The 23,438-nt window shown below is 39.3% G+C and carries 19 protein-coding genes; 5 read left to right on the plus strand and 14 right to left on the minus strand.

Translation table 11 applies throughout. The features are described from left to right. Positions 1-4 precede the first annotated feature (4 nt). From SB49_RS03155 to SB49_RS03185, 8 genes are all read right to left on the minus strand, one after another. On the minus strand, positions 5-574 hold the full coding sequence (locus tag SB49_RS03155) for a helix-turn-helix domain-containing protein (RefSeq protein ID WP_062058804.1): 570 nt from the start codon (positions 572-574) through the stop codon (positions 5-7). Positions 575-924: 350 nt separating this feature from the next. Further along, complete coding sequence (locus SB49_RS03160) at positions 925-1,239, minus strand: hypothetical protein (RefSeq protein ID WP_062053768.1); 315 nt, start codon at positions 1,237-1,239, stop codon at positions 925-927. A gap of 118 nt (positions 1,240-1,357) precedes the next feature. After that, positions 1,358-1,522, minus strand: a complete 165-nt coding sequence (locus SB49_RS03165) for a hypothetical protein (RefSeq protein WP_235537828.1) — start codon at positions 1,520-1,522, stop codon at positions 1,358-1,360. Between the two features lie 36 nt (positions 1,523-1,558). After that, complete coding sequence (locus tag SB49_RS15855; protein WP_082591066.1) at positions 1,559-1,720, minus strand: DUF1328 family protein; 162 nt, start codon at positions 1,718-1,720, stop codon at positions 1,559-1,561. 259 nt (positions 1,721-1,979) lie between these two features. Beyond that, a complete protein-coding gene (locus SB49_RS03170) occupies positions 1,980-2,687 on the minus strand; it encodes an SOS response-associated peptidase (protein WP_062053772.1) in 708 nt (235 codons plus the stop codon). A 40-nt stretch (positions 2,688-2,727) separates the two neighbouring features. Then, positions 2,728-3,204, minus strand: coding sequence for a ferritin-like domain-containing protein (locus SB49_RS03175; RefSeq protein ID WP_335337887.1), 477 nt, complete (start codon positions 3,202-3,204; stop codon positions 2,728-2,730). Positions 3,205-3,281: 77 nt separating this feature from the next. Then, positions 3,282-3,596, minus strand: coding sequence for a hypothetical protein (locus SB49_RS03180; RefSeq protein ID WP_062053774.1), 315 nt, complete (start codon positions 3,594-3,596; stop codon positions 3,282-3,284). A 50-nt stretch (positions 3,597-3,646) separates the two neighbouring features. After that, positions 3,647-4,018, minus strand: coding sequence for a hypothetical protein (locus SB49_RS03185; protein ID WP_062053776.1), 372 nt, complete (start codon positions 4,016-4,018; stop codon positions 3,647-3,649). Between the two features lie 285 nt (positions 4,019-4,303). Between SB49_RS03185 and SB49_RS16010 the strand changes: the two genes are divergently transcribed. Further along, positions 4,304-4,477 carry a hypothetical protein gene (locus SB49_RS16010; RefSeq protein ID WP_156036440.1) on the plus strand — a complete coding sequence of 58 codons (174 nt, stop codon included), beginning with the start codon at positions 4,304-4,306 and terminating at the stop codon, positions 4,475-4,477. Positions 4,478-4,582: 105 nt separating this feature from the next. Here SB49_RS16010 and SB49_RS03190 read toward each other — a convergent pair whose 3' ends face one another. Then, positions 4,583-5,188, minus strand: a complete 606-nt coding sequence (locus SB49_RS03190) for a nitroreductase family protein (protein WP_062053778.1) — start codon at positions 5,186-5,188, stop codon at positions 4,583-4,585. A 372-nt stretch (positions 5,189-5,560) separates the two neighbouring features. Between SB49_RS03190 and SB49_RS03195 the strand changes: the two genes are divergently transcribed. Continuing rightward, positions 5,561-9,289 carry a ShlB/FhaC/HecB family hemolysin secretion/activation protein gene (locus SB49_RS03195; protein ID WP_235537829.1) on the plus strand — a complete coding sequence of 1,243 codons (3,729 nt, stop codon included), beginning with the start codon at positions 5,561-5,563 and terminating at the stop codon, positions 9,287-9,289. Positions 9,290-9,381: 92 nt separating this feature from the next. Here the strand turns inward: SB49_RS03195 and SB49_RS03200 are convergent, their stop codons facing one another. Both SB49_RS03200 and SB49_RS03205 read right to left on the minus strand, forming a co-directional pair. After that, complete coding sequence (locus SB49_RS03200; RefSeq protein WP_062053780.1) at positions 9,382-10,410, minus strand: AI-2E family transporter; 1,029 nt, start codon at positions 10,408-10,410, stop codon at positions 9,382-9,384. 65 nt (positions 10,411-10,475) lie between these two features. Further along, positions 10,476-13,319: a PAS domain S-box protein gene (locus SB49_RS03205; RefSeq protein WP_062053782.1), complete on the minus strand. Its 2,844-nt coding sequence runs from the start codon at positions 13,317-13,319 to the stop codon at positions 10,476-10,478. A gap of 587 nt (positions 13,320-13,906) precedes the next feature. Between SB49_RS03205 and SB49_RS03210 the strand changes: the two genes are divergently transcribed. The 3 genes from SB49_RS03210 to SB49_RS03220 all read left to right on the plus strand — a co-directional run bounded on the left by SB49_RS03210 (position 13,907) and on the right by SB49_RS03220 (position 17,639). Further along, complete coding sequence (locus SB49_RS03210; RefSeq protein WP_062053784.1) at positions 13,907-14,107, plus strand: hypothetical protein; 201 nt, start codon at positions 13,907-13,909, stop codon at positions 14,105-14,107. 271 nt (positions 14,108-14,378) lie between these two features. Further along, positions 14,379-15,245 (plus strand): sugar phosphate isomerase/epimerase family protein, encoded by an 867-nt coding sequence (locus tag SB49_RS03215; protein WP_062053786.1) that lies wholly within the window; start codon positions 14,379-14,381, stop codon positions 15,243-15,245. 81 nt (positions 15,246-15,326) lie between these two features. Continuing rightward, on the plus strand, positions 15,327-17,639 hold the full coding sequence (locus tag SB49_RS03220; RefSeq protein ID WP_062058809.1) for a glycoside hydrolase family 3 protein: 2,313 nt from the start codon (positions 15,327-15,329) through the stop codon (positions 17,637-17,639). 94 nt (positions 17,640-17,733) lie between these two features. On the opposite strand, the gene SB49_RS03225 is transcribed toward SB49_RS03220, so the two are convergent. Genes SB49_RS03225 through SB49_RS03235 form a run of 3 tightly spaced genes read right to left on the minus strand, consistent with a single transcriptional unit; the run spans position 17,734 to position 23,434 of the window. Beyond that, positions 17,734-19,137 carry a TolC family protein gene (locus SB49_RS03225; protein ID WP_062053788.1) on the minus strand — a complete coding sequence of 468 codons (1,404 nt, stop codon included), beginning with the start codon at positions 19,135-19,137 and terminating at the stop codon, positions 17,734-17,736. A gap of 4 nt (positions 19,138-19,141) precedes the next feature. Next, positions 19,142-22,294: an efflux RND transporter permease subunit gene (locus tag SB49_RS03230; RefSeq protein WP_062053790.1), complete on the minus strand. Its 3,153-nt coding sequence runs from the start codon at positions 22,292-22,294 to the stop codon at positions 19,142-19,144. 21 nt (positions 22,295-22,315) lie between these two features. Then, positions 22,316-23,434 (minus strand): efflux RND transporter periplasmic adaptor subunit, encoded by a 1,119-nt coding sequence (locus SB49_RS03235; protein WP_062053792.1) that lies wholly within the window; start codon positions 23,432-23,434, stop codon positions 22,316-22,318. Between the last annotated feature and the right edge of the window lie 4 nt (positions 23,435-23,438).

Here is a 23,438-nt window from a genome sequence, read left to right on the forward strand (position 1 = left end):
TTAATTATGAATTGGGTTTTTGAATACTGTTAGTTCTGCGTTTTTGAATTATTTTCTGAAATGTAGATGGCGTAAGACCGGTGGTTTTCTTAAACTGATAAGATAAATGTGCTACACTACTATAATTCAGTTGGTATGCTATTTCCGTTAATGTATAGTCTTTGTTAATGATTAAGCTCTTAGCGTGATCTATTTTTTTTAAGATCACAAAATTCTCTATTGATGAATGGGTGACCTCAGAAAAAACATTGGACAAATAAACATACGAATAATTTAGTTTATTTGACAAATAGCTCGAAACTTTAAAGTTTTTGGCCTCATCGTCATGTAGGATCATATTGGTGATGGTTTCCTTAATGCGCTGAACCAGGGCACTCTTTTGATCGTCAATTATTTCAATGCCGTAGGCGGCCAAAGAGGTAGATAAATTATTTATTTGCTGAAGATCTAGGGGGCGTTCAAATTCAATTTCACCAAGTCCATGTAAACGGTATGGTATGGATAGTTCTGCCAACTGTTCTTGTAGAACTATCTTACACATGGTGTTAAAATTGTATTTTACATTTAATTTCATTGGCATCCCTTATGTTTACCACAACTAAGAGCAGGCCTACAAAAATAAGCCTATCTGTCTAGGTGTTCAACATATTCGCAAAGATGGTTCTTTTTTTCATAATTATTGCCTTTCTGCGGAATTTTCAAAGCCAATTAATCACTGCTCAATGGGTTAGTGGCGAACAAAGAAAGGTAAGTATATGCAGTCTATTGATGTAGAAAACCAGGTGCAATTACATGCTAAGTTTAGGAAATTATAAGTATGTAAAAGTTCTCAATTATTAAATTGAGTCCAATCCCCAGTTATACTTTATAGGCCAAGGGGAAAGGTTATGTTAAGTGAAATTGAAGGTGAGTCAAAAATTTAATTTAAGTATTGTTGTTTTTTCTGGGGATTTCCTTAAAGAAATCTGCAGCTTCTAAATTTGCCGTTGGTCCGTAGCCCATTAGAAAGGTTCCTTTATTGCCCTCCTTGGTCTTTAGTACATATAAAATTGAAAGATCAGATGGATTGCTCATCCCTTCATACCGATGTTCTGCAACAATTAGAATGTCCTCTGGCAGATAACCAATTTTAGAATTTACATCAACTAATTGTCCATCTTGGAACCTATAGCTGTGGGTGTATCCTTTTTTTTGGTATTCGTCGATATTATTTTTCTCATTTTTTGCAAATTCAGTCATCTGTACTAAGTTTTAAGATCTATAATTTAAAAATGGAAAATCGGGCAACTCATTGTTCATGGAGTTGCCCGTTTTCTAGTTTTGGGTGGAACTTTGGCCTCGGGGGAATATTTTTGTGTTAATTATCGTCAGTGGCGTCATCTATTTCGTCTTGCACTTCTTCGGCTCCTTCTTCTATCCCGTCACCGACTTCTTCTATCCCGTCTTCTATTTTTTCACCTGCCGACTTGTCTTCTCTACAACTAGTAAATGATATGGAAGTAACTAGAAGGAAAATGAGCATTAAAATTGATTTTTTCATATGTATTTATTTAAGTGGTTAAATTTTTTTCCTACCTGTTATCAAGGAGATCACAAATAGTATAATAAAAATAAAGAATAGGATTTTTGCAATACTGGCTGCTCCCGCAGCAATACCTCCAAATCCGAAAACTGCGGCTATAATAGCAAGAATGACGAATGTTACTGTCCAACGAAGCATAATATTTGTTTTTAGTGATTAGTTATTTTTATTGGGAAAATATTTATGTTTCCCACTTATCCAAAGATCAAAAACTCTTAGCGTAAGTCCTGATCCTATCCGATTAAATTTTAGCTCATTAACCCACTACTTAGAGCGAAGATTAAATTTATAGACCGGAATAGGGGTAGGGGGTGCAACAATACAATGAAAGCAAAATTTAAGTTGCGATTGACCTTATATATATTGGGTATCCCATAAAAGTTCTGTTGAGGAACGACTAATATGGAACTGGAAGGGTTGCATAAAAAACCGGTTCCAACATGCTCTGGAAGTTAATGTTCCTATAATAAAATTCTTTGGCAATTGGGAATGCCGTAAGGTTGGATCTATTGTTCTTTTCCATTAAGGAATCCAGGTCAGAATTTGTGAGATTATGATTTAACCAATCTGCCTTTTGGTCCATGGGAACAATCAAAGGAGCGTTTGGGCTTAGATTATGAATGTCTTGGGAGATCCCATTAATTCCTTTCCCGACCAAGATGCTAGTGGTTAAAAATCCATCATCTAACGTGGTATATAATCCACCGAGCAGAAAAGGCTTATTTTTTGGAAGATGAACGTAATAAGGATATAATTCGCCCCTGTGCAAATGGGTAACAAAGTACCCAGTTACAATAATTAAGCATCTTTTGTGGCCATTATCATTAAGCGGCAAAGAAGAGTCGCTTAATTTGTCTAAAGGGATGTTTAGTGTATTTTCAATTTGTTGATAGGTTTCCCAATCGCCAGTATAATGGTTCGGCAACATACCCCAAATAGCGAAATTTACTTGGTTCGGACTATCCTCGGTGATAACCGATAAAAGTTCCTCGTCCAATCCGTTGATAACAGGACTGGGTAAATGAAGTCTTGGATATTTTAGGGTAACGCCAAATTCATTTTCTATATCATTCCGTGTTGCAGTATTTGATACTTTGTAATACATAGAGAATACATTAGTTAGAAATAGGGTTATTTATGTTGATTCAATAACCATGGACGCCTGTTGGATTTAATCTACATCTGCCAAAACCTTGACTGTTTCTAAATTGGAAAGTATAATGTTTTTTTGTTTGGTAAGAATTAATGAGGTAGTGGGGGGGCAGGTCCTTATCAACCAAAACTTCCTCATATGAATTTAATGCAGCTTTTTCGATTTTTAAGGCCTCCTCCAACATGGCCTCATCATTATCTAAGGAGATGGTCGACTTAATATCCATCCAAGCCCTTTGAACAGTGGCGGCGGTGCTTCCACCTTTTTCAATAGATTGCCCAAACTTTCTGAGCTCTTCTTTTAATTCGTAGCCAAAGTCATATCGTTCTTTGGATTTTTTGGTAAAAAAAGCTTTTAGGTCGGGATGTTTTGCATTCCCTGCAGCCTTCAAAAATCCTTTCTCATCATCAATAGTCTTTTCCAAAAGGGTGTTTAATTTTGTTCCTACGTCCTCTGTATATGTACTCATGAATGAATTGTTTAAAGTAAACCTCAATTAATGTTTTTAGTACCTAATGAGATTGTATTTGATATAAAATAATGTAATTAGAAGGCAACTTTATTCCTATTCCTTAGTTCAATTACTTTTGATTTTAAATTAGTTGTAGAGGCTTTCTCATTCCTGAAGCGGGTACCATTGCTGAATCCTAAGGAATCGCCAATAAAATTTTGCTTAGCAGATATTCTTGAATCTTGAATCCTTGTTTTATTGGATTCCGACTTATTATCCTGTACCAAATAGAGATCATTCAACTCATCAAAATCAACTTCAGGCTCAAACAATTTCTCTAAAAGTATAAATAGGATAAGGCCCAGAGCAAAACCGCAAATAAAAATGGAAATAACTTGAATAGTGTTCATGATGTTTTTTTTAATTGATTTTAGTATTACTCCTATAGGAAACTTTGCAGCTAATTTTGAATGATTTTCAGGCTAGACCCTATTACTTTTTCATAATGGAACAATAAGTTTTCCACTTCCTCCTTTAAGCGGAATATCTGATTTCTCCATGTTGTCTTATCTTTTGCCGAAGAATTCAACTCCACAACACTACGCTTTATGCTTTCTCCGTTGAAATCCATTATATTCAATTGGTCGGCGTACCTTTTGTTTCTCGGATCCAAAAAGAAAGACGTGCTTACAGAACAATACACCTCAATCTCATTTTTAAGTTCCTCCACCAATCTATTTTTCTTGAGTACACCCCCAGATTCATCAGACAATTCCTCCAAGAGAAATCTGAATCTGTGGTGGCAGGCAGATAAGGTTTCTATGTGATCCATAAGTATTCAACTATTATTAACGGACAACCGTATAAATTTTCGGATCTGTCTTAGGACAAATTTAGCTGAGGGAAATGGGTGGAAGGTGCTCAATTAGATTTAAGATTAACGCAATCATCTTGAGTTGGGAGGCGTTTAATAGAATTAAATTTTAAATGATTTGCATTAATGTAAAGCTAGAAATCATTTTACTTTTGATGTTTTAATCAAGAATAGGCTGGAATTAACAGAATAATATAAGTAAAAGGCTTGGCTTGAATTTTAATACTATAAGAAATAAAATATATGCAAGAAAAAGAAAATGACACCGAAACCAAATTTATAAAAGAGGAAGAAAATAAAACCCAGCAATTTATTCTTCAGAAGAATTCAAAAACAAAAATAGCGTCCATTATAATTACTGTTTTTCTAGTAATTCTAGTCATTGGAATTATAGCATCAGGTGTATTTATAGGATAGGGGGTACAACACTGAATGATCCTAAATTAAGTATATGGTGTTCAGTGCTATTTCACGAAAGGGCGTACCTTTTCTTTGAAGGAAAAAATAATGGCGTGCTTAATTTCAGGACACCCATTTTTCATGGAAAGCAAAATTTTCTTGGGGCATTCTAGATCTTTCCTTGGTTTCTTCTTCTTGTAAATGCGGAGGTAAGCTATCCATATCACCACCGTAATATCCTAAAGCCACGGCTGAACTAACATGAAATCCATTGGGAACATTGAACTCTGTTTGGGCTTTTTTCCAATCCAAACCTGCCATTTGATGTAGTGCAATTCCCAAGTATTGAGCTTGTACGGTCATATTTCCCAAGCAAAGTCCCAAGTCTTGTAGGGCATGAAAATTTTCATTGTTATTCTGATCTTTTTCTTTGAAGGCAGTCAGCAGAAGGGTAGGAGCATTTGATGCCCATTGCTTATTAAATTCACTTAAACAGTTAAAAATTTTATCGTAAGCCTCTGTGCCTTTATTGGCATATATGAAACGCCAAGGCTGTTCATTATTACTACTTGCAGCCCATCTAGCAGCTTCAAATATTTTTTTTAAATTTATATCGGAGATATGTTCTTCCCGAAAGGTTCTTGGACTCCATCGCTGTTTTAAAAGCGCAAATATTTCATGTTCTGTATCGGCGATATTTTCTAATCGAACTTGTTCTTCCTCAGTCATTTTAGAATTTCTTTTGGGTTTTCTAATTTACTCTGTTCCTTTTACTTGCTACTTAACGGTTTATTGCGGTTGTATTGAATATAAAGACCAGAGTTCCCTTTTTTGAGAGGGACGTAAAGTCAATTTTTATGTTATTTACTCTTGGCAAATTTATAATTGATTTCTTCCAGGTGTTGATCCTAAACCTAAATTTATTGATTCTTTCAAGTGTAAAAATGTCGGCTAGTTTAGCAATTTTGATTCGTGTTAAGGAAAAGATCTTTTGAGATAATCCAAGCTTTTGTCTTGGCCTATACTTGCATTTACAGATTTGTGCCCTAATGCAGATTGCCAATAATTGAAATACAAACAACTAATTCTTTACATTAATTTATGAAATATGTATTCCGAAATCAAATGGTACGCTTTTTCCTTTTCGCCTTCCTAACCTGTTTTCTTATTGGTTGTGCGACCTTCAGAGAACAAAAAAGCTTAGACATCATAAAAGTTGGTGACAGGGAAGAAAAGGCAATACATACGTTTTACATAGCTGGAGGCCTTGGGAATCTAAAAGAGGGAAAGAAAGAAGAGATTCTTGGTCTATTGAAGGATCAGTTGGAGAAAGCTCCGGAAAACAGCACCATGATTTTTACAGGGGACAACATTTCGCCCAAGGAAGATCAGTGGGAGTTTGATAAAAAGCGAATAGAGCTACAAATAGGAATTACTGAAAATTTCAAAGGAAGGACCATTATTATGCCGGGGGACTTTGAGTGGAAAAGTTTCGATGCTGACAAAATGGAAAAGGTAGAAGACCTTATTAAAGATAAAGATAGGGAGGGGCTCAATGTCTTTCCTGAGAACGCTTGTCCGCTTGAAAGGATTGTGCTCAATGATCAATTGGATATGATCCTGATCGATTCCTATTGGTTTATAAGCAATTGGGATCGGGTGAAGGGTATTAATAGGAAATGCACGGACATCGTTACCCGCAGAAGGTTTGTAGAGGAACTGGAAGGAATGATCAACGATGGGCAGGGTAAAAATATTGTAATTGCCATGCACCACCCAATCTTCAGTAATGGGATTTTTGCTGGCAAAGAAACGTTCTCAGACCAATTGAAACCATTTCCTGTTTTGGGAACTGTAGTTAATAGAATGGAAGATTGGGCGGGGTTATCAAATAAAGAACTCAATTCCAGAAGATACAATTACTTGCGTATAATGGTCTCGGCCCTGGCACAAGATTCGGATAGGATCACTTTACTTTCTGGGCATGAGGAAAGCTTACAATATCTTACTGGGGGCGGCATACACCAGATTGTAAGTGGATCCCTAGGAGGAAAAACAGCTACTAGATTATCAGACGATGAAATAATAACGATTGGGGGTTCCTTGGACTATAAAGGACGCTACACCTATGGGGAACCGGGCTTTGCCAAGCTGGAATATTTTAAGGATGGTTCTTCAAAGGTATCCTTTGTCACCAAAGATGAAGATTTATCCTCAAGATCACTTGCTGTTCTGCCCAAATTTGAGGAGAAGCCCAAGATTGATATTCCCGAGGCCACCACAAAAAAATATGTCCAAGCCTCGGTTTTAGACGGAGAGCAAAAAAAGAATCTGGAAAAAACTGGGTTTTATGAATTTATATGGGGAGATCGTTACAGGGAGTATTTTGGGAAGGAGGTCACAGCAAAAGTAGTTGGACTTGATACCTTATATGGGGGGCTCAAAGTTACACAGGAAGGTGGTGGTCATCAATCTTTTTCTTTGCGTTTGGAAGATATGAACGGAAAAGAATATGCTATGAGATCTTTAAGAAAAAATGCTTTAAAGTTTTTAAAGTTTAAGGTAAAGGGTATTGCATATGAGGCAGAGGACTATAAGGGTACTTTGACCGAAGAGGTGATTTCTGATTTTTTTACAACGGCCCATCCTTACATTCAATTGGTCATCAGCCCAATGGCCAGGAAAGTGGATGTGAACCACGCCAGCCCAGAGTTGTTTTACGTCCCCAAACAAAAGAGTTTGGGAGATTTGAATGCTACCTATGGGGATGAGCTTTATTTTATAGAGGAACGTCCTTCGGACATGCATAAAAATTATGTGGGCTATAACCAGGTCAATCCGGAAAAACCTGGACGTATTCCAGATTTTGAAAGTACCACGGATGTTCTGGAAAAATTAAAAAGGGACGAATCTTATGATGTTGAGCAAAGAAGCTTTGTTCGAGCGCGCATATTTGACATGTTGATTGGGGATTGGGATCGACACCAAGACCAATGGCGATGGGCAGAGTATGAGCTGGAATCAGGTGACAAACGATTTTTGCCTATTCCCCGTGATAGGGATGGTGCGTTTACAAAATTTGACGGGGTTGCTTTTCCGATCATTAAATGGTTTGTTCCCAATGCTAGGTTTTGGCAATCTTATGGTGCAGATTTGAACGATGTGCCTTGGTTTATGGCTCAAGGTAATAGCTTGGATAGGGCTTTTGTTACAAAATTCGGTGCCGAAGTATGGACAGAGGAAGCAGAATTTATTCAGCAACAATTGACCAAAGAGGTTATAGATACCGCCTTTTTAAGATTGCCTAAGGAAGTACAGGATAGTACATCCAATAGTATTAAAAAGAGTATGATAGGCCGTTTGGCCAATTTAAAGAAAATGGCTACTGAATATGGACAATACCTCAATAAGGTGGTTGCGCTGCATGGTACGGAAAAAGATGATCAAATAACTGTTACCAGATTGCCAGATGGCAAGACAAGAGTGGTAATTAGAAGGTTGCTTAGCGATGAACCAAATGAAGTGATGTTCGACCGAACTTTCGATAGGGCCCAAACCAAGGAATTGTGGATATATGGTTTGGGAGAAAAGGATGAATTTATAGTAGAAGGTGAAGGCGATGGAGGGGTATTTATCCGCTTGGTGGGCGGATATGGAAAGGATACCTATAAGATAAGTAACAAGAAAGCACTAAAGGTTTATGATTGGAAATCTGAAGAATCCGTATTTGAGGATAAAGTGCCATCAAAACAATTGACAAACTCTTACAAAACCAATACCTTCCATTGGCGTCAATTTACGGAGGACACAAATATGCTCTTGCCAAATATTGGGTTTAGAACAGACGATGGTCTCTTCCTTGGTGCAACCAATGTGTATACCAATAATGGTTTCAATGGCAATCCATTTCGTCAGAAACATACTATCGGAGCCAACTATTACTTTAAGTTCGAGGGGGTGGAACTGAGTTACCAAGGAATCTTTGCCAATATAATTCCAAAGTGGAACTTCGAGATAGATGGGTATTTTACCAATGATCGGTTTTCCAATAACTATTTCGGGATGGGTAATGAAACCTTTAATCCGGATGGTCAGTTGGACAATGATTACAATAGGGCCCGTATGAGGCAAGTTGAATTGAATGCCGGTATAGCGTACAGAACCCTTAAAATAAAGGGACTTTACGAATCCTTTAAGGTGGATGAAAATGAGAACCGATTTTTCACCCCTGCTAATGTAGATCCCAATGTATTTGACTCACAGGATTATGTCGGGGCAGAAGTGTCCGTTGCGTACGACCATGACGATGCGGACGACTTTCCTGCCAAGGCCGTTTATATGGGGCTGACAGGAGGGTATAAAACCAATCTTAATCTTAAAAACAATTCGTTTGCCTACGCTGGTATAAAATTTGGGTTTAGTCAGAAAGTAATTCCATCCGGTAATTTGGTCCTTGGTACCATGGCAGAATATAAGACGAACTTTGGAGAAGATTTTTTCTTTTACCATGCCCCGTCCATAGGGGGTAACAACGGCCTTAGAGGATTTAGGAATGAGAGGTTCACAGGGAAGTCATACTTTTACCAAAGTTCCGATTTGCGCTTGCGTTTAAAAAGAATTGTAACAGCAGTGGCACCTATTACCATAGGAATGTACGGCGGCTTCGATTACGGCAGGGTGTGGATGGATAATGAGACCTCCAACCAATGGCATACGTCCCAAGGGGGAGGTTTATGGATCAGTGGTTATCGCTTTCTGGCCTTTAATCTAGGGTTTTTCAATTCAGTGGAAGGAAATATAGTCCAGGTTGGGTTTGGCTTTGGTTTCTAGCCGTTTAAAACAAGAATAGTATTACTAATTTAAATCCCTGTGGCCAATACATTTTTGTAAAGGTTACAGGGGATTATAGTTTTATAACATCCTTACAGATGGGTTTTATCTTCTTTGGTTTGTCCGTATTCTATTTTGTAGATTCTAAGAACAACAAGGAATAAACTGATCATTAAAGGTCCAAAAATTAAGCCGATGAACCCAAATAACGGCACTCCCACGATGACCCCTATCAGGGTGATGAGCGGATGTACATCATCCAACCTACGTAGAACATAAAGTCTAACAATATTATCAGAGGATCCTACTACGATAATGCCATATAGCAGTATACCCCAGGCTTGGAACGGTGTGCCAGTGGACAAGGTCAACAGAAAAACGGGTAAAATCCCAATTAAGGTCCCTACAAAAGGAATAATAGAACCAACGGCAACAATTGTGAACCAGAAAAAGGGATCTTCTATTTGAAAAATAAAGAATCCTATTAGGGCCACAACACCTTGAACAATAGCTACCAAAGGAATACCCAAAGCATTGCTCTTTACCATCTTCTCACATTCTGTGCTAATTATTTTTAGGTTGTCATTGTTGATGGGGATATACTCAAATAATGACTGGCGCAACATTCTCCTGTTCGTGAGCATGTAAAAGAGTAACAGGTACATGATGCCAAGGGAAAGGACGATATTGAATGTTCCCCCTGCAAAACTGAACAAATTATTCGAGAGCCAGGAAGAGATTTCTGAAGTATCAATATTTGAGGTAAATTCAAATCCAATTTGAGATTCCCATTTGCTTAAAAGGCCTTCGGTTTTTTTGACAAATTCTTCTGGTTTATTGGTAATTGTACCTACTTTATTTCCCAGCATTAGAGCAATTCCTGCAACCGGCACCAAAATGCAAAAGAAGGATAGGAAAAGTAAGAGTACTGCGGCCCAATCTGGGTTCCATCCTTTTTTAATGAGCGTTCCCATAAAGTTCCGTAAAATAAAAAATAGGGTGATGGCACCCAAAACCCCTGATAAATAGGGGAGCATTTCCCTGAAGATCAAAGTGCCCATGAGCACAATCAGGATAAGAACAAAAATTTGCCTAATTACTTTTGGATGTATGGAATTCATTCTTGTTTGGGGGTTAGGTTGTAATAGTTATTACATGAATTGAAAATTTCAATATCTTGTAGTTTTTAATGTTCAACTGGAACAAAAATATCAAAGGTAACGCCCCTATTTGGTTTTCCTTTGGCGCTGATAAAACCATCATGGTTCATAATAATTTTCTTAACGATGGCCAATCCTATTCCCGTTCCCTCATATTCGTTCTTCCCGTGTAATCTCTGGAAAACCTCAAAAATTTTATCCTTGTATTCAGATTCAAATCCTATCCCATTATCGGAATAGGTTATATGGCAATACCTTACCTGTGGCATTAGATTAAAATCCTCCATATCTTCTCCCATTACTTCTTTACTGGTGATTTTTATGTGTGGTGGAATCCCAGTGACGGAGAATTTAATGGAATTGCTGATTAGATTGCTCATGAGCTGCACAAATTGGAAGGGGATAATGGTTACATCGCACATATCACCAATATGCATACTACCGTTCTTTGCATCCAATTTTTCCTTTAGATCTAACTGGGCTTCTTCTATGATATCATTTAAGTTGACCTTCTTAAATTCATTGCCGGTTATGTTGGTCCTTGAATAGGAAAGGAGGTCTTTTATCAGATTCTGCATTCTGTTGGCAGAATCCTGTATGCGTCCGAAATAATTTTTTCCAGAATCAGTTAGTGTATCGCGGTCCTTTTCAAGGATTCGGGAAATAAAAGTTTGAATTTTACGAAGGGGCTCCTGGAGGTCGTGACTGGAGACGTAGGCAAAGGATTGGAGTTCCACGTTCATTTTTTGAAGTTCTTCTATGGAATCTTCCAATTTTTCATTGGACTCTTTCAATAATCGCGTACGCTCCTTTACTTTTTTCTCTAGTTCTTTGGAAAACATTTTTTGTTCTTGGATATCTGTACTTGCTCCGACCCAACGTTGAATAGTTCCTAATTCATCCCTTTGGGGGCTTGCTTTACTTAAAATCCAATGGTAAGAGCCATCGTGTCGTCTAAACCGATGTTCCATAATAAAATCTTTACCAGTTTTTACGGATTCTATCCATAAGCTATGATTTTCCTCTCTATCTTCCGGATGTATGATATCTAACCAACCCAAATCCAAGATTTCGTCTTTGTTTAAGCCCGTATATTTGAAAACTGCTTTGTTAAAGTAATTTAGGTTACCATCTGCATCTGCAGTCCAAATTTGCTGTGGCATTGAATCTGCCAACAATCGAAATTTTTGTTCACTTTCCAAAAGGATCTGTTGGCTTAACTTATCTTCGGTGATATCCCTGAGTACCCCTATTAATTTAGTAGGATTACCTTCATCATCGTAATAAATTTTCCCATGGGTCTTGATCCATTTAATTTCATTGGCAGGAGTGATCAAACGGGCCTCATAAAAATATACCCCTGTAATAAATGCCTTTTCATATGCCTTAAGGACAATAGTATCTATATCATCGGGATGTATTTGTTCCCTCAATTCCTCATGGGCTAGAGTAGCGGATCTATCATGACCAAAAATCTCTGCTAGTTTTGGGGAATATATAATATTTCTTTCGTTCAGGTCCAACTCAAACGTCGCCATTTCAGCAGCTTCCGTTGCGAGTCTCAAACGAGTTTCTGCCTCCTCTATTTTTTTACGGGTTGTTACTTTCTCAGTGACGTCTATGACCGTGACTATCAAACCTTCTACAGTATTGTCGGAACTAACTAAGGGAGAATAATCAATATCCACGTAAAGTTTGCGCATTCCATCATTTCCCTCAACATAGGCCAGGGCCTCTTTTTCCTTATAAGGATTTCCGGTTTCAAGAGTCCTGTCCAATAAGGCCAGAAATTTTTGATCGATTAATTCCGGGAAAATATTCAAAATTTCTCTTCCCAAAACTTCATTTTCTTTTTTGTGCCAAATTGTATTGATCATAGCATCATTGGCAAGTTCTACAGTATGCTTTTTACCTTTGAAAACAGTTATGGGTATGGGCGATTGCATGACTAAATTCTTAAACTTTCTTTCACTCTCCGCCAATGAGTGTTTTGCCTGTACCAATTCAGTGACCTCTATGGCAACTCCTATGGTACCAAAAATTTCACCATTTTCCTTTTGGAGGGCCTGACAAATTAGATTGAAGTATCCAATATTTGTTTTGCCATGTCTGTTAATGGTAATCGGAAATTCTGTGGCCTTATAAGTTTCACCCGTTTCGTAAACATGCTTTAAAATATCTTCTGTACCTTTTCTAGCTTCTGGGATGGAATCATATAAAGGTTTTTCCAGTAAATCATGTTCTTCCATATCTGCCAGTGCCAAATAGGCATCATTGACCATTTCCACAATAAAATCAGGGCCCTTATAAACCCCTATACTAACAGGAGCTTGTTTTACAGCCGACCTAAATCGTTCATCAACTTCTTCGGCAATGATTTTTTCCATTATCGCTGAGGTAGCTTCATTTGAGGTCACAAATATACCTTCCGTATCACCATTGGCGCTAATGATAGGACTATAATTAACGGTCCAATAAGCATCCTCCATTTTACCATTTCTCAAAATTGGAATCAACTGATTTTCTAGATAGAGGCCTTTTTGTGTCTCATATACCTCCTTGAATAATGGCTTAATAAAATCCCAAGCTTCGGGAAAAGTTACTGCTGTAGGTTCGCCTAGAACGGAGACGTATTTATTGTCCAGTCCCAGACTGGGTTTATGGGCGTCGTTAAAAAAACATAGGTATTCTTGTCCCCAAAATATTAACATGGGTTGGTTGGTGTGTAAGATGATACTCAAGGACGTACAAAGACTTTGTGGCCATGTTTCAATAGGTCCTAGAGGGCTATTCGTCCAATCCTTTTCCTTGATCAGCCTGCCCATCTCACCACCTTCATTCAAGAAGGATAAATTATTATGATGCGTCATAAACAACAATAAAAATACTAGAAGTATTATTCTAAATTCAAAGAAGGAAAAGTAGGAAAATAAAGGCAATAGTTCACCATAGGCGAAGGGTCATCAAAGAGGTTTTAACATGAATTTAGGATAATTTGACTTTGAGGCATAGCCGCCCTCAAATAGACAGTAATCATCGATATTTTTAGGGTTATTATTATAATCAAATGAGTTAAAAATAATACTTATCAGCATTGGGAAATATTGAAATTTAGTTTTTCAGCGATATCGCGCATTGTTGTTGCCTTCTATCCCATTTTCTGAATCAACGTAAGTGACTCTTCAAAAATCTTTTCTTTTCTGGTGCTTCTGCCCATATAAAAATACACTATCAGTATTGTAAGCCCTGCTCCTTATAATAACTAAGAAAAACCTTCTACTAGTACATGAACATTTGTGCATAAAATGATTATTATGTAATGGTAGTATGCCAAATGCCAATTATTGTAGTATTTTAAACCTGGGACATTTAATATAGTTAAAATAGTAAGGGAGGAATTTTATAAATATTAAGATGTGATGTAACGTAAGAAGATTGTCTTAAAACCAAAAAAAATATGACTACTGAAGATGTATATACTACGGTAAGGACCTTAGCTGAATTTAGAGAGCTGTTTGAAGAATCTTTTAAAAAGGCCCAATTGCCCCATGATAAACAGATGTACAATGAGTTGCACAAATATTCTGCCTTGTTAGGTAGCTATTTGGAAGGATTATTGGAGGAGGGTATGTTTCCAACAGATCGTGATCATGGATAATTCTATTATATTGGTCAATGGATGCTTATAGAAGTTTTAAAGGAATCGGTGTAAGGCTAAAACATATTATTGTCTCTTTTTGTGACAATAAATAAATACAGCGAAAAATGCTGGGAACGAATATCCTTGAGCGTCACGAAAAATTATTTGAAGGTGGGGCACATAATGCATCCTATCTCTATGGTTTTAAAATAAATGGTGTTGGTTAAAATTTCATATCTAAAAAACAGAAATACAAGAAATAATTTTAATAATTAGAAACATTCAAATCATGAAAAAGACAGTTAGAATTCTATCAATTATTGCCCTTTTTATAGCAAATAGCTTTATTGGTGGTGCTCAAGAAAAATTTGGGGGCTTGGCGCTTTATACGGTTAGGGACGATATGGGCAAGGATGTCAAGGCTACCCTTCGGGCAGTAGCCGATGCAGGATATAAGAATATTGAGGCGGCCGGATACGCCGAGGGGAAATTTTACAATCTGTCCCCGGCAGATTTCAAGGAATTATTGAATGAGATTGGTCTGACCCCAATAAGTACGCATCAGGGATCCGTGACCCTGGAGAATGCAGATGGTATGATAGCCGATGTAAAAGCAGCCGGATTTGAATACTTTGTGATACCAGTACCTCCAATGGGCCTCTTTACATATAATCAGGAGGATAGGTCCATGGGCATGACAGGAGGTGCATCAAATCTTGCAGAAATATTGACAAACCTTGGTAAAAAATGTAGCGAAGCGGGGTTAAAGTTATTGTACCATAACCATGATTTTGAATTTGTAAAGGATAAGGATGGCATTGTACCCATTGATTATCTTTTGGAAAATACCGACCCTAAGTATTTGAATTTCCAAATGGATCTTTTCTGGGTGACCAAGGCAGGTGCCGATCCAATCGCGTATTTCAAAAAATATCCAGGCAGGTTTATTATCTGGCATGTAAAGGATATGGACGAACAGGGCAGGTTTTCTCCCGTAGGCAATGGCACCATTGATTTTGAAAGAATTTTGGCTGAAAAGGAACTCTCGGGAATGAAATATTACATGGTAGAGCAAGATATGACCTTCGACGGATTGAAGCCGTTAGAGGCCATAAGAATCAGTCATGAAGGGATCAAGAAAATAGGTTTTAATTAGCATTTTGTATAAATGATTTTCTACCTCCTATTGCTTGATTTTAGGATGGATGCAATGACATGTCTTAAAAATTTAATAATTATGAATATTAAGAACAAAACTGGGGTGATATTTGGTTTAGCCCTTGGATTAGTGGCAGTAGGATGTAATCCAAAATTCACTGAGGAGAATAAGGCCAATTTTACACTAGTCAAAAATGAAGGGGGTAAAACTCTTGGCTATAACCAAAATTCTGGATTGAAACTATTGACGGTGGACGGTTATGGTTTTAAGGATCTAAATAAGGATGGGAAGCTCGATGTTTACGAGGATTGGAGATTGACTGCCGAGGAGCGCGCCAAGGATCTTGCTAAAAAGATGTCCCTGGAACAAATTGCGGGATTGATGCTCTATAGCGCACACCAATCTATCCCCTCGATCGGGAATAGTTTTTTTGGGCCGGCCACTTATGGAGGAAAGCCTTTTGATGAGAGTGGGGCCGAGCCCAGTGACCTATCTGATGCCCAATTAAAGTTTTTGGAGGAAGATAATCTTCGTCACGTGCTCATCACAAGTGTAGCTTCACCGGCAATAGCGGCAAGTTGGAACAATAAAGCCCAAGCTATGGTAGAAAAAATAGGCTTGGGTATACCCATCAACAACAGTTCAGATCCTAGACATGGGAGTGATTCCTATGCAGAATTCAATGCTGGGGCGGGAGGGGATATTTCTATGTGGCCCGGTACTTTGGGGATAGCAGCAACCTTTGATCCGGCCCTTATGAGACAATTCGGTGAAATAGGTTCCAAGGAATATAGGGCATTGGGAATTGCAACGGCCCTATCGCCTCAAATAGATCTGGGAACGGAACCGCGATGGAGTAGGTTTGATGGCACCATGGGGGAGGACCCAGATTTGGCCACGGACATGGCAAGAGCTTATGTGGATGGATTTCAGTCATCCGATAATGGGGAAGGATGGGGATATCAAAGCGTAAATGCCATGGTAAAACATTGGCCGGGCGGTGGACCTGAAGAAGGAGGTCGCGATGCCCATTTTGGGTATGGGGCCTATGCCGTTTATCCAGGGAATAATTTAAAAGATCACTTGCGTCCATTTACGGAAGGTGCCTTTAAATTGGAAGGGCCTACCAAAATGGCATCTGCCATTATGCCCTATTATACCATTTCTTATGGGCAAGACCCAAAGAACAATGATAATGTTGGTAATGGCTTTAATTCATACCTGATTACTGATCTCTTACGGGGCCGATATGGTTACGAAGGTGTGGTTTGTACAGATTGGGGCATTACACGTAATGTAGAGGCTGTAGACCTTTTTCAGGGAAAGAGTTGGGGCGTGGAAACCATGTCTGTGGCGGAAAGGCACTTCAAGGCAATCGAGGCAGGAGTGGACCAATTTGGAGGAAATAATGAAATGGGTCCAGTTATAGAAGCCTATAATATGGGTGTTGCCGCACATGGCGAAGAATACATGCGCAAGCGATTTGAAAGTTCTGCAATTAGGTTGTTAAGGAATATTTTTAGGGTCGGACTCTTTGAAAATCCTTATTTGGATGTGGCTGAAACAGAACAAATTGTTGGGAATGCAGAATACATGAAAGAAGGTTATAGTGCGCAACTTCGTTCCATTGTGATGCTGAAAAACAACAAAAATACCCTACCGCTCAAGTCGAAACAAAAAGTATATGTACCCCAAAGATATATAGCTGCCAGCAAGAACTGGTTTGGAGTGGAAACCCCCGAAAGAACAGTGTATCCATTTAATATGGAAGTCGTTAAAAAATATTTTGATGTAGTTGAAAATGCCAAAGAGGCCGATTTTGCCTTGGTGGGAATTAAAAATCCTGATGGGGGAGTGGGATATGATAGGGCCGATTTGGACAAGGGAGGAAATGGGTATGTACCTATAAGTCTTCAGTACGGTCCTTATACAGCAAACGATGCCCGTGAGGTCAGTTTGGCAGGAAGTAGTCCCTTAGAGGACTTCACAAACCGTTCCTATAAAGGTAAAACCATTACGGCTTCTAATGTCTCTGATATGAAAATGGTTACGGATACAAGAAAAATAATGGGAGACAAACCTGTTATTGTAGTGGTGAATATTTCCAAACCCATGGTTTTCTCGGAAATTGAAAAATATGCCTCTTCCATTTTTGTTCATATGGGAGTACAAGACCAGGCATTGATGGATATGATCGTTGGCAAGGCAGAGCCTACTGGACTATTGCCGTTTCAAATGCCCATGGATATGACAACTGTTGAAGACCAGTTTGAGGACGTGCCTAGGGACATGAAACCTTATATTGACAGTAATGGAAATGCCTATGATTTTGCTTTTGGACTAAATTGGAATGGGGTCATGGAAGATGCTCGAGTAACCAAATACAAATAGTGAATGAAATATTGATCTGTAGATAAGATATGATTTATGTAAAAACCCACAACACGAGTTGTGGGTTTTTTAAATTCCATACAAAAGGCATAACTTATTGCCACCCACCACCAAGAGCTTCGTACAAGTCTACAACGGCCTGTAACTGATTGTTCTTTGAGTTTACCAAATCGAGACTGGAGTTGAGGGCATTTTCCCTAGCTCTCAACACTTCAAGATAATTGGCAAGTCCATTGTCCAACAATTCCTCCGAATAGCCTGTTGCCAAATCATAAGCGTTGAATTCTTTTTCCTTTATCGTTATCTTTTCTGTTGCCGCATTATAGGAATATAGGGCATCTGAAACTTCTTTTCCAGCATTGAGCACCGAAAACTTAAAAGCTAGTTTTGCCTGCTCTTGCTGTGCTTGCGACACCTCGTATTGTGTTCTTATACTACGTCCATTGAAAATGGGCTGGGTAAGACCACCAATGACAGTGGCAAAAAGTGAACTTGAACTGAATAACTTATCAAAATCCAAACTCTGTAGCCCGCCATTGCCTGACAAGGTCAACGAAGGATAGAAATTGCTTCTGGCCACATTGGTCAATTCAAAGGCATTGATCAATCTATATTCTGCCGACATCACATCCGGACGGTTCGCCAATAATTGTGCAGGTACTCCTGTAGTCAAGGGAGTGGTTATCGTTTGGTTTTGTAAAGAACCCCTTAAGATGGCCCTGGAATCACTTCCTAGCAAGATGGACAAGTTGTTTTCCAGAAGTCGGGCATTGTTTCGTAAATCGATCAAAAGGCCTTGTGCGCTGTATAATTGGGCTTCAGTTTGTTTTACACCAACTTCGGTAACATTTCCTGCATCTTTTAAAGCCAGGGTGGTTTCCAAGCCTTTTTCCCTGTTAGTAATGGTCTCTTGGGTGATACGTATTTGTTCATCCAACGCCAACAGTTGGTAATAAGTTGAAGCTATATTGGCCACCAATCGGCTTTTTACCGCTTTATGTGCGGCCACAGTCTGTAGATAAGAGGCTTGAAATGCGCGCTTGTTGCTTCGTATCTTGCCCCAGATATCGGCTTCCCAGGAAAGACCTCCACTAAGCTGATATATGTCCAATTTATTAAACTGTGCCCCAAATTGGCTATTATTGGAAAGCTCTAAGTGGGAATATTGGGCCGTACCACTTAGGGTAGGGTAGTAGCCCGACTTTCCTTGTTTTACATAGGCTTCAGAAATCAATATTTGCTGAATGGCAATACGGATATCGATGTTGTTGGTCAGTCCCTCTTCAATATATGCCTGTAAAACGGGATCCGTGAATAATTCCTTCCAGGAAATTGTTGCCAAGGAAGAACTATCCTTTGACAAATTATCGGTTCGGAAATAATCTGCTGTGACTACCGTTTCCTGGGGCCGCACATACTCCTTTGCCGCAAAGCAGGAAACGAGCAGCAAGGGCACAGTGGCGAGACATAGATATTTTAATATTCGTGATGATTTCATAGGATTATGCTTCTTCAGAATTTGCTTGTATTTTGGTTTCTTGTGCCCCTCCAGTAATCTTTTCTTGGAGCCACTGGAACAGGATAAAGAGAATGGGAATAACAAATACTCCTGTAATGGTACCTATGAGCAAACCTCCAACGGCCCCAGTACCTATAGATCTGTTTCCTGCTGCACCAACACCATTGGCCAATACCAATGGCATCAAGCCAAATATAAAGGCGAACGAGGTCATTAAAATGGGTCTCAATCGGGCTTCCGCACCTTCAACCGCCGCTTCTACGATAGTAGCTCCGTTCCGCCTGCGCTGTAATGCGAATTCCACGATAAGAATGGCATTCTTTGCCAAGAGCCCCAAGAGCATAATCAGCGCAATCTGGAAATAAATGTTGTTTTGCAAGCCGGCCATTTGGGTGGTGAAATAAGCACCAAAAATACCCAAGGGCAAGGATAATAGTACAGAGAAAGGTATCAGGTAACTCTCATATTGTGCAGCTAGCAAGAAATACACGAATAACAAGGATAAAAGAAAAATAGTAGTCGTCTGATCGCCCGCATTCACTTCTTCTCTGGTTAGCCCCGAATAAGCCGTCGTGTAATTGCTGGGTAATGTTTTCGCCACCTCTTGTACAGCCTTAATGGCATCCCCAGAACTATAACCTGGATTGGTGGCAGCGGTAATTTTAGTAGAATTGAAAAGGTTGAACCTGGTCACCGATTGTGGTCCGTACACCCTTTTTAAAGTAACAAACTGTGTGATTGGAGTCATTTCACCACTGCCGGTTCTGACGTATAAATTATCAAGATCATTTTTATCTGCCCTATCCTCCGGCAGGGATTGTACATAAACGCGATATTGTTTGCCAAAACGAGAGAAATCTGCGGCAAAAATACTGCCAATATACCCTTGTAGCGTTGAAAATATACTACTGATAGGGACTCCCAATTCTTTGGCCAATGGCGCATTCAATACCAGTTCATATTGTGGGTAGGCTGTATTAAAGGATGATTGGGCATATTGGATTTCGGGACGTTCCGAAAGTTTGGCAATAAAATCCTGATTAGCTATATCAAGATCGGTAAAACTACCGCCAGTTCTATCCAATAAATTCACCTCCACACCTGCTGAACTACTAAAGCCAGGAATACTGGGTGGAGCAAAAAAGATGATGTTGGCCTCTGGTATTTGCGCTGCAACCCCAAACATTTTGGCAGTGATACTTTCTATGGAGAGCGAATCTTCTTCACGATCCTCCCAATCATCAAGACGGATAAATCCAAGGCCAAAATTACTCCCAGCACCTCCTAAAAAGCTACGGCCTTCTACCACGGAGCCCTCTTTGACCCCCGGAATCTGCTTCAATTTGTCATAGAGTTCCGAATTTACTTGATGGGTACGGTCAATTGACGAACCTGCAGGAAGTTCTACATTCAAAAATATTATCCCTCGGTCTTCATCAGGGACAAACCCTGTTTTTACCACGGAAGAAGACCACCAAATACCTACCAAGGCAAGGACAAGAATACCACCGGTAATCCATTTATGACGGTATAAAAAATGAACAGATTTACCATATTTGTTCACTGTGGCACTAAACCCACGATTGAACCCATCAAAGAATTTTTGTACATATGTTTTCTTCTTGCCATTAACTTTTTCGTCATGTCCTTTGAGGAAGAGGGCACATAAAGCCGGACTCAACGTCAAGGCGTTGACTGCAGAAATAATGATGGCCACTATCAACGTAATTCCGAACTGCTCATAGAAGACACCAGTTGGCCCCTGTACAAAGGTTACTGGAATAAAAACAGCCGCCATAACCAAGGTAATGGAGATGATGGCGCCAGATATTTCGCGCATTGCTTCTACCGTCGCCTTTTTGGGATCGGTTTCTCCTTCATCAATTTTGGCATGGACTGCTTCCACCACTACAATGGCATCGTCTACTACGATACCAATGGCCAGTATCAAGGCAAAAAGAGTCAGTAGATTTATGGAATACCCAAATAAATTCAAAAAGAAAAAGGTTCCTATAATAGAAACAGGAACGGCTATTGCGGGTATTAAAGTAGATCTAAAGTCTTGTAGGAAGATGAAAACCACCAAAAAGACCAAGAGAAATGCCTCTGCAAGAGTCATTACCACCTTTTCTATGGAAGAATTTAAAAAGTTATTGGTGTTGTAGGGCACAAAGATCTCTATACCTTTTGGCAAATCCTGCTTTACTATTTCTAACCTATCTTCTATTTCCAAGATAATATCCCTTGCATTGGATCCCTTGGTCTGAAAAATACCCAAGTTAACAGCAGGATTACCCGCTGTTATGGAACCTCCCGCATAGGACTGGGCTCCCAATTCAATATCGGCTATATCCTTTAGGCGTAAAAATTCCCCATCTCCCAGAGCTTTTATGATAATAACGCTGTATTGGGCTTCAGTTTTGAACCGTCCACCATATTTGATAATGTAGCTAAAGGCTTCTCCGCTGTTTTCTCCCAAAGCACCTGCAGCAGCTTCTAGGCTCTGTTCCCGCAAGGCAGCAGTAACATCGGAAGGGATTAATTTATAAGCTGCAAGTTTTTCTGGTTTTAACCAAATACGCATCGCATAATCCTTGCCACCAAAAACACTTACATCACCCACACCATTTACCCTTTGTAGTTCAGGAATAACATTGATTTTAAGGTAATTCTGAATAAACGTCTCATTATAGTCGGGATTACTACTGTAAAAGGACATATACATCAATGCACTGGTTTGTTGCTTTTGGGTGGTTACTCCAGTCTGCAAAACCGCTTGAGGGAGCAAAGGATTTGCCCTGGCCACACGGTTTTGAACGTTTACGGCCGCAATATCCGGATCCACTTCCTGATCGAAGAAAACGGTTATGGTAGCAGCTCCCGTGTTGGTAGCCGTGGAAGTTAGGTAGGTCATTCCTTCCACACCGTTAATCTGCTCCTCGATAGGAATGATAACGCTTTCCAGAATGGTTTCCGCATTCGCTCCCGGATAACTGGCATTTACAGTTACGGTTGGAGGTGCAATATCTGGATATTGGGTAATGGGTAATTGTGATAGGCCTAAAACACCCAATATGACGATAATAATGGATATAACGGTGGATAGCACCGGGCGATCTATAAATACTTTTAACATAGTTGTTGTGCCTTCAAAAGGTTATCTAAATACTTGTGCGATGGGTTTGGCGATACTGTCAAATGAAACTTCCAAGGGACTTATTTTGGTTGCGCCCCTAAGTTTGTCCACACCCTTTGCAACAATGAGGTCCCCTTTGGCAACTCCATTGGACACCACGTACAAATTAGCTACCTCGGAAGTAATATTGATTAGGGAAGCAACAGCAGTACTATCTTTTCCTACCTTGTATACATAGGTACTTCCCTGTTGTTCATATGTTGATTCCTTTGGCACCACAATAGCATCTGTATAGACTTTAGGGATTCTGATTTTACCGCTATTGCCATTGGTGAGCAAGCGGGAAGGATTGTTGAAAACAGCACGAAAGGAAATGGATCCCGTATTTGTATTGATCTGTGAGTTGATGGTTTCTATAGTGCCTTCCTCCTGGTATATGCTTCCATTAGCCAAGAACAATTGGACCTTTGGCATATTTTTTATTTTTTCAGCCATGTCTTTTCCTTCGGCGTTTTGAACAAAATCCAAATATTGTTTTTCATTCATGGCAAAGTAGGCGTACACCTTGCTTATATCCGATACCGTGGTCAGTGGTTCTTCATTAGACGGACTCACCAAGGCACCTTTCCTAAGCCGGATGGAACCTACAAATCCGTCTACCGGACTTTTAATATTGGCGTAATTTATACTGGCGTTAATACTGTTGTAACTGCTTTGGGCCTGTTGTAATTTAGCTTTAGCTGTTTCCAATTGTACATTGCTGATAATGTTCTTTTCCACCAAGGGCTGTAGTTTGTCCACCTCTACCTGGGCAGCATTTACATTGGCCTTGGCTGCGGCTGCATCCTGATCAAGGGATTGCGTTTCTAACCTAAAAAGTAGTTGTCCTTTTTTAACCTTTTCCCCCTCGTCTACTAAAACATCGGTAATGTAGCCTGCATTTTTGGCGCGTACCTCACTATTAACGATACCTTCTATGCTGGTAGGGTAAGTATCGAAAGAGGTGACAGTTTTGGTTGGGATTGCCACAACTGGAAAGGGTTTTGAACCCTGGGGGGCATTTGATTTTTCATCGTTTCCACAGGAAATCAATAAAAAAACCGATGCAATGATACCGTGAATGTATTTCATTTTATTCATAGTT

The organism is Sediminicola sp. YIK13 (genome assembly GCF_001430825.1).
GTDB lineage: Bacteria > Bacteroidota > Bacteroidia > Flavobacteriales > Flavobacteriaceae > Sediminicola.